At 69.4% G+C, this 7,517-nt stretch carries 9 protein-coding genes; 3 read left to right on the forward strand and 6 right to left on the reverse strand.

Features of this window, described 5'->3' with window-relative positions; all coding sequences use genetic code 11:
- The 4 genes from DEIPI_RS29865 to DEIPI_RS40910 form a co-directional block, all read right to left on the reverse strand.
- The coding region (locus DEIPI_RS29865) for a metal ABC transporter substrate-binding protein (protein ID WP_157463589.1) at positions 1-490 on the reverse strand (490 nt) is incomplete at its 3' end.
- A gap of 32 nt (positions 491-522) precedes the next feature.
- Positions 523-906 carry a Fur family transcriptional regulator gene (locus DEIPI_RS0109425; protein WP_027481622.1) on the reverse strand — a complete coding sequence of 128 codons (384 nt, stop codon included), beginning with the start codon at positions 904-906 and terminating at the stop codon, positions 523-525.
- Positions 907-992: 86 nt separating this feature from the next.
- Positions 993-1,457 carry a hypothetical protein gene (locus DEIPI_RS29870; protein ID WP_052351670.1) on the reverse strand — a complete coding sequence of 155 codons (465 nt, stop codon included), beginning with the start codon at positions 1,455-1,457 and terminating at the stop codon, positions 993-995.
- Positions 1,454-2,173 carry a phage holin family protein gene (locus DEIPI_RS40910; RefSeq protein ID WP_045233980.1) on the reverse strand — a complete coding sequence of 240 codons (720 nt, stop codon included), beginning with the start codon at positions 2,171-2,173 and terminating at the stop codon, positions 1,454-1,456. Before DEIPI_RS40910 ends, DEIPI_RS29870 begins: the two co-directional genes overlap by 4 nt.
- A gap of 130 nt (positions 2,174-2,303) precedes the next feature.
- Here DEIPI_RS40910 and DEIPI_RS29875 point away from each other — a divergent pair, with 130 nt between their 5' ends.
- Together DEIPI_RS29875 and DEIPI_RS0109445 are read left to right on the forward strand one after the other, a co-directional pair.
- The gene (locus DEIPI_RS29875; protein ID WP_052351672.1) at positions 2,304-2,921 is read left to right on the forward strand and encodes a class I SAM-dependent methyltransferase; all 618 of its coding nucleotides are present in this window, start codon (positions 2,304-2,306) and stop codon (positions 2,919-2,921) included.
- An 87-nt stretch (positions 2,922-3,008) separates the two neighbouring features.
- Entirely contained in the window at positions 3,009-3,890 is an 882-nt protein-coding gene (locus DEIPI_RS0109445; RefSeq protein WP_342667506.1) for a phytoene/squalene synthase family protein, read from the forward strand.
- 50 nt (positions 3,891-3,940) lie between these two features.
- Here the strand turns inward: DEIPI_RS0109445 and DEIPI_RS0109450 are convergent, their stop codons facing one another.
- Complete coding sequence (locus tag DEIPI_RS0109450; RefSeq protein WP_027481625.1) at positions 3,941-5,008, reverse strand: glycosyltransferase; 1,068 nt, start codon at positions 5,006-5,008, stop codon at positions 3,941-3,943.
- Positions 5,009-5,242: 234 nt separating this feature from the next.
- On the reverse strand, positions 5,243-6,475 hold the full coding sequence (locus tag DEIPI_RS0109455) for a glycosyltransferase (RefSeq protein WP_169737062.1): 1,233 nt from the start codon (positions 6,473-6,475) through the stop codon (positions 5,243-5,245).
- A gap of 163 nt (positions 6,476-6,638) precedes the next feature.
- Between DEIPI_RS0109455 and DEIPI_RS29880 the strand changes: the two genes are divergently transcribed.
- On the forward strand, positions 6,639-7,517 hold an 879-nt coding region (locus DEIPI_RS29880), incomplete at its 3' end, for an FAD-dependent oxidoreductase (protein WP_045234029.1).

The following is a 7,517-nucleotide window of genomic DNA, read 5'->3' on the forward strand; positions in this document are numbered from 1 at the left end:
GGTACGCCGCGGCCCGGGCGGGATCGGCCTTCGCGAGTTCCTCCCCGAGGAGCGTCGCGGCGCGCGCCATGATGCTCGCGTCGAGCCAGACGTGCGGGTCCGTGGCGCCCTCGTCCGCGTGCCCGTCCGCGTGCTCCACGCCGCGTTCGTCCGCGTGCGAGGAGATGGGCGTGAACGGCACGCGCTCCCCGATCCGCAGGACGCGCGCGCGGGTGCCGCTGGACTTCACGAGGGGGTCCATCCAGGCGTCCACGCCGAGCCCCGCGAGGACCACGAGTTCCGCGCCCGCGACCGCGCGCACGTCGCCGGGTTTCGGCTCGAAGGCGTGCGGGTTCGCGCCGCTGGGCACGAGCTGGATCACGTCGGCGTCGGGCGCGGCGACGTCACGCACGACCGACGCGTACGGCGCGAAGGTCACGACGACGGAGGGCCTCGCGGCGGCCGCGTGGGCCACGCCGAGCAGCAGGGCGGTGAGGGCGAGGAAACGCATGCGCCCACCCTAATTGAGAACGTACTCTCAGGTCAAGCCTTGGCGACACAACCCGGGCAGCGACCGTACAGCGTCACCTCATGCGCCTCCACCACGAAGCCGCCCGGATAGACCGTCCCCGACGGGAGCGCCACCGGACACAGGTCCAGGTCGAAGACGCCGCCGCACTCCCGGCAGGCGAAGTGATGGTGATGCCCGCGCCCCGCGCTCTCGAAGCGCGATTCCCCGTCCAGGGTGAGCGCGCGCACGCGGCCGTCCTCCTGCAGCAGCTTGAGCGTACGGTACACCGTCGCCGTGCCCAGGCCCGGCAGGCGCTCCTGCGCGCGCGACAGCACCTCCGGGACGCTCAGCGGACCCGCCGCGTCCCGGAGCACCTCGAAGATCGCCTCGCGTTGCCTGGTCTGCCGTTTGCTCACGCCCGAGTCTACCACGTGAGAACGACCGATCAAAAGGCGGCGGGGCGGTGCCGAACGCACCGCCCCGCCGCCCACCCGGACGGGTCCTACATGGGACGCTTCGGATCGTGCGCCACCGCCGTCGAGGGCCCCGCGGGCACCACCGCCGGACGCGCCGAACGGTCCGCCGCGCGCTCGTTGATCTGATCCGCGACGCGCTCCAGCTGGGGACGCAGGACGCGCTCCTGCAGCACCCGGATCGCGATGGTCAGGATCGCCGCGCCCAGAGCGCCGCCGATGCCGCCCCGACCGCCCTTCGCGACCTGCTGCTGCGCCTTCGCGAAGGCCTTCTGGTCACGCGGATGCGACGTCGCGTCCACGTAGATCCTGCGGGTGCGCCGCACGCGCGTCCCGATCAGGAGGCCCAGCACCAGCCCCACGCCGCTCGCGCCGCCGATGACCTTGAGAGGATCCTTCTGCATCTGCGCGTACAGGTTCGCGCGGTCCGAGAGCTGGTCCACCGAGCGGCGAAGCTGCTCGCGCGCCGCGTCACGTTCACGGGGAGCGGTCACTTGCGGTCCTCCTGATCGAGCTGGGGTTTCGTGCTGACGGGAATGCCCTCCTCCTCACGCGCGGACACCGGAGGCGTCGTCACGGTGGGAGGCGTCCCGGCGGGGCGGGTGTGCCCCGAATGCGACGGCGCGCCGGAAGAGGACGGAGACGGGGCGCCCGTGGCCGCGTACGACGCGGGTCCCGTGGAGGCGTAGGGCGCTCCGCCCGACGCGTGCTGCTCCTCGCGGACGAGATCGCGCTGCGCGCGCTCGTAGTCCCGCTCGGCCTTCTCCACCTTCTTCTCGCCCTGCTTCACGCCCTTCTCGTACTGCTTCTCGGCCTGCTCCAGACGCTTCTGCGCCTCCTCGGCCTCCTCGCGGGCCCGCACGTCCGCCGGACGCGAGTCGTCCTTCACCTCGGCGGACAGACGACGGATGCCCATCATCACGAGGACGCCCGTCACGACGAGCGCCACCACCGCGATGATCAGCGCGCTCGCCCAGGCCGGGAGGCCCAGCGCGATCAGGCCGAAGTACACGGCGAGGATCAGGAAGATCAGCGCGAGGCTCAGCGGCGCCGCCGCGGCCAGCAGCAGGACCACGCCCAGCCCCTTGGCCTTGACGACGTCCCCGACCCGCCGCGAGATGGTCCGCAGCTCGGCCTTGACCAGTGACAGCGCCGCGTCGAACACGTCGACGAGCGCGCCTCCAATACTTTTCGGTTCTTGTGGTTGCATGCGAAACCTCTCTGGCGGCATACAGACCGCCCAATTGAGTCACAGCATAATGGTTGCCATGTGGACCGGGGGTCACTCTAAAGAAGGACTGAAACGGGACCAATCGCCCTTCGCGAGCCCAAAACGCACCTTGACGCCCGCCCAGCGCAGCAACCTGTGGCCGGTCACCGCCCTCGGCTACCACGCGTGGCGCGCGCGGTCCCTGCGGCTCATCAGCGGTCACCCCCTCACCCTGGAGCGCGAGGCCGCCCTGTTCCTGGGGCTCGCGCGGCCCGCGCCCGGCGAGACGTGGCTCGACGCGGGCACCAGCACCGGCTTCTACGCGGGCGTCCTCGCCCGCGCGGGCGCGCACGTCATCGCCACCGACGTGTCGCCCGCCATGCTCGCGCAGGCCCGTCGCCGCGAGCCTTCCCCCCTCATCGACTGGGCCGCGTTCGACATCCAGGACACCGGCCTCCCAGACGGCGCCCTCGACGGCGTCACCGTCGGCGCCACCCTCAACGAGCTCACCGACCCGCCCGGCGGCCTGCGCGAACTCCAGCGGCTCCTGCGGCCCGGCGGGCGGCTCTGGCTGATGTACGTCACCCGCACGGGCGGCGAGGTGCAGGGCCTCCTGGAGCGCCTCGGCGGCACCACCTTCCCCGATCCCGACGACGTCGAAGGTGTCCTGGACGGCTGTCAGCCCGTGCATACCGTCAGGTACGGTGAAGTGTGCCTCCAGCTCTTTGTAAGAAAACAGGAGGTCTGACACTGCCCACCCCCCTACACTTCGTCCAGAACGCAGCCTGACCGCGCCCTCCCGGCGCCCCGACCCGAGCCCCAAGGAGCGTGCCCCTTGATCGCGCAACGAGAACGCACAACCCGCGCGCCCCTCACGGCGATCGAGCACTGCCGCGCCCTCACCCGGCACCACTCCAAGACCTTCTACCTCGGCTCGCGCTTCTTCCCGCACGAACAGCGCCTCGCCGTCTGGGCCGTGTACGCCGCCTGCCGCGACGGCGACGACGCCGTCGACGAGGGCCCGCCCGAGGGTGCCGCCGACCGCCTGGACGCGTGGTGGAACCGCGTGGAGCGCGCCTACCAGGGCCGCCCCACCGACGACTGCGTCAGCGAGGCCCTCGCCTGGGCCGTGGAGCGCTACGCCATCCCGCAGGGCGCCTTCCACGAGCTGCTGCTCGGCCTGCGCATGGACCTCGACGGGCACGAGTACCGCGACGCGCGCGACCTCGACCTGTACTGCCGCCGCGTCGCGGGCGTCGTGGGCTTCATGATCGCGCCCATCTGCGGCTACGACGGCGGCCAGGGCACCCTGGAGCGCGCCCTGCGGCTCGGTCAGGCCATGCAGCTCACCAACATCCTCCGCGACGTCGGCGAGGACGCCGCGCGCGGACGCCTCTACCTTCCACGCGACGTCATGGACCGCTTCGGCGTCACCCGGGCCGACGTGATGGACGCCCGCCTCAGCCCGCAGTACGAGGCGCTCCTGCGTCACCTCTGCGCGCAGGCCCGCGACTGGTACCGCGAGGGCTCCGCGGGCATCCCGCGCCTGCACGGCCGGGGCCGCGTGGCCGTCGCGACCGCCGCGCGCGCCTACGAGGGCATCCTCACGTCCCTGGAGGAGAACGGCTGGGACAACTTCACCCGCCGCGCCAGCGTCAGCGGCACCCGCAAGCTCCTGATGATCCCCGGCGTGCTCTGGCAGCTGCGCGGCGCCTGACGAAACAGAAGGAAGCGAGCGCTCCCGGATTCGGGAACGCTCGCGGTCAGCTATGAGGCCTGTCGAACACGTTGGATCACGCCGTCGACCCGTTCCAAGTACGAGTCCCATCCGACGTGTTCTTTCGCCGCGACGCCCATGCCCGGAAGCAGGTCACGGCATTGTGAAATGAACTTGAGGGCGTTGCTCAGGCCTCTCCTCCCTACGGTGAATCCCGTGTTGAACGGGAGGACGACGTTGCTCCTGATCTTGGTCTGAAGCGCAATCACGGGCAGGCCACGCGCCATCGCCTCGATCATGCGCATGTTGGCCTCGTCGCCCTGGAGCAGGCTGACGTAGGCGTCAGCCGCCTCCATGGCGGCGGTCAGCTCACCGGGCACATTCAGGCGTCCCTGTCGCCGTCCTCCTTCCTCCGAACCGGAGGGCGAGGCTTCCCAGCCCTCGTCGTACAGGAGCAGGGCGCCGCTGGGTTGTGCCTCCAGCAGGGCGTTGAGGATCGTGCCGTACGGTTCCCTGGCGTCCCTCGGCGAGCCGTTCACCAGAACGAACTGGTCGGCGCTCAGACCGAGACGTTTCCGCGCTTCCTCACGGCCGAAGAGGGTCGTACGCTCGATGGGCTGTGGAAGAACGTCGATCCGCGCCTTCCGGTGGCGTGCCCGAAGGCGGGCGGCGACGTGGTCCGAGTGGACGACGTTGAAGGCGAACTCCGCGACATACGCGAGCGCCTCGTCGTCCAGCCTCAGGGTGGGCGTGTGCACGAACACCCAGCGGCGGGGATGGCCCAGCAGGCCCGCCACCCTGGAGCCCAGGGGCACGTTGCTCGTCTCGTAGCTGAGCACGACGTCCGTGGACGCCTCTCCAGCCCGGCCTGCGACGACCGTGGCGAAGCGTTCCGTCTCCTCGGCCTCGGTATCGGTCACAGGAACGGTCACGATGCGGAGCTGTCCGATCTGCCCCTCCTCGTCCCGTCCCTGCTCTCCCTCGCGCGAAACACGTAAGGTGTAAAGGGTCACGAAGTGGAGTTGCGAAAGCAATTCCGCGAGCCTGGTGATGCGGGCGTGATCGAACCTCGTCTGATTGAAACGCCAGCTTGGCGCGATGATGGCAATACTCGCCATAGATTCAGATCCTTTTCTATACGTCACGACGGCGTGGCCGTCACGCCCATTCTCCCCGCCCGCGCCCGTGGGGCTCGCGAGGACCGCACGAAGTTCCGGGGACACGGTCGGTCCGCCTCTCCGGGCCGCTCCTCGTGGACGATCATCTCCGCACCTCCGGACGTTGCCCGACGTGCTCCGACCGAAACGTCAAAAGGAAGCGGGCGCTTCCTGAGGAGGAAGCGCCCGCTCGGATCAGGTCATGCTCGGCGAGCCCGCGACGACCTCACGGATCAGCGCGTCGTGAAGGGCCGCAGAGCAATCCCAGCTGAAGTTGTCCCGCACGTGCCGCCACGCCCGTTCGGCCATGCGCTTCCGGACGTCCGGTCGCGTCAGCAGCAGGTCGATGGTTTCCTGGAAGGCGGTGGGATCACGGTCCACCAGGAATCCGGTCAGGCCCGACCGGACGGTGAACGAGTGTCCTCCGCCGGTCGCCGCGACGACCGGCAGGCCCGCCGCCATCGCGTTCAGGACGTTCAGGCCGAAGGCCTCGTCCCGGGCCGCCGAGACGTAGAGGTCGGCGACGGCCATACACCGTCGCAGGTTCTCCTGTGACAATCGTCCGAGAACGTCGATCTTCTTCCCGGTCCGTATTCTGATGAGCTCGGCACAGTTCCACGCCTTCCGGTCATGGTCGAGATTCAGGTCGAAGTCGCCCGCCAGAACGAGTCGGTCGGCCCGGGAGGTGCTGAAGGCGGCCAGCAGGATCAGCTGTCCTGCGACCTCGTCGAAATCCCCCGCGTGCAGCAGGACCTTTTCTGCGAGGCAGGATTGCAGGGCGGCTCCTTTGAGCTGGGGATTGAGTGCCCGACGAGCGTCTCGGCGGCTGATTGGAAAGGCGTCCGTGGTCACCACTGCGGGAATGACGTGAACTGTCGCCCGACGGCTGAGGTACGCAAGCACAGCGTCACGCTCGTTGGGCGTGTTGACGACGCTGTGGGCGTAGCGCGCGGCGCGCCGTTCCTCCTCCACACGGGCGTGCCAGGGGCTGCCCAGCGTCACGGGCCACGCTTGGCGCACCTGGTATGTGGTGACGCTGAGGTCCTGGTGGTAGTGGATCCACCGCCAGAGGGGCAACTGTAGCCCCAGCGTCACGAGGAATCCCGGAATCACTCCGTGGTGGCGGCGGCTGTACACCACGTCCACGGCATGATCGAGGTCCCGCACGATGGAGACGACGCGGGCCGCGAACTCACGCTTGAACTCGTCGAGCCGGTCGCCGTCAGGGGCGTCGTCGGGAGCCCCGGCATCCACGTGGTAGAGGGTCAGGCCGGGCGCGAGCTCGACGTGTGCCTCCTGCGCCGCTTCCGCGCGGAGGGTGAAGAGCAGGACGCGGTGGCCGAGTGCGGCCAGCCTGCCGGAGAGTTGCAGGAGGTAGGTGTCCAGATCGTTGTCGGTCACTTCGACAACCGAATCGATATGAAGCATGGCGACAGTCGCCATAACAATGATCCTTTTTTCTATACGTCTCGACGGCGAAGGCCGTCGCTGTCAGTCTCGCCCGCTTCGCCGCTCACCCGGGGCAACCCCGCACGAAACCCCGTCATTCCCACAGACGCGCGCGCGGACACCTGTTCTTCTGTGGGCACCCATGAGACGCAAGAAGGCCATCGTGATCGGTTCGGGTATCGGCGGGCTCGCCATGGGCATCCGCCTGCAGAGCCTCGGGTTCGACACCACCATCCTCGAAAAGCTCGACGCGCCCGGCGGACGCGCGTACCAGAAGGTCGTGGACGGCTACACCTTCGACATGGGACCCACGGTCATCACGGTGCCGCACTTCATCGAGGAGCTCTTCTCGCTCGAACGGGACGCGGCGGCGCTCGGCGAGCCCGACTTCCCGGAGGAGGTCGTCACGGCCGAGCGGGTGCGGGCAGGGGAGAGCGGCGGACCGCGCACGCGCGAGTACGTGAAGCTCGTGCCGATCCTGCCCTTCTACCGCATCTACTTCGACGACGGCACCTTCTTCGACTACGACGGCGATCCCGTCAGCACCCGCGAGCAGATCGCGCGCCTCGCGCCCCAGGACCTCGCGGGCTACGAGCGCTTCCACGAGGACGCGCGCGCCATCTTCGAGCGGGGCTTCCTGGAGCTCGGCTACACGCACTTCGGGGACGTGGCGTCCATGCTGCGCGTCGTGCCGGACCTCATGCGGCTCGACGCGGTCCGCACGCTGTTCTCCTTCACCAGCAGGTACTTCGAGAGCGACAAGATGCGGCAGGTCTTCAGCTTCGAGACGCTGCTCGTGGGAGGCAATCCCCTCAAGGTCCCCGCGATCTACGCGATGATCCACTTCGTGGAGAAGACCTGGGGCATCCACTACGCGATGGGCGGCACGGGCGCGCTCGTGCGGGGCTTCGCGCGGAAGTTCGAGGAGCTCGGCGGGACGCTGCGCCTGAACGCGGAGGTCGCGCGGATCGACGTGACGGACCCGCGCGGACGCGAGCCGGGACCGCTCTCGGCGCGCGTG

It is taken from the genome of Deinococcus pimensis DSM 21231 (genome assembly GCF_000519345.1).
Classification (GTDB): Bacteria; Deinococcota; Deinococci; order Deinococcales; family Deinococcaceae; genus Deinococcus_A; species Deinococcus_A pimensis.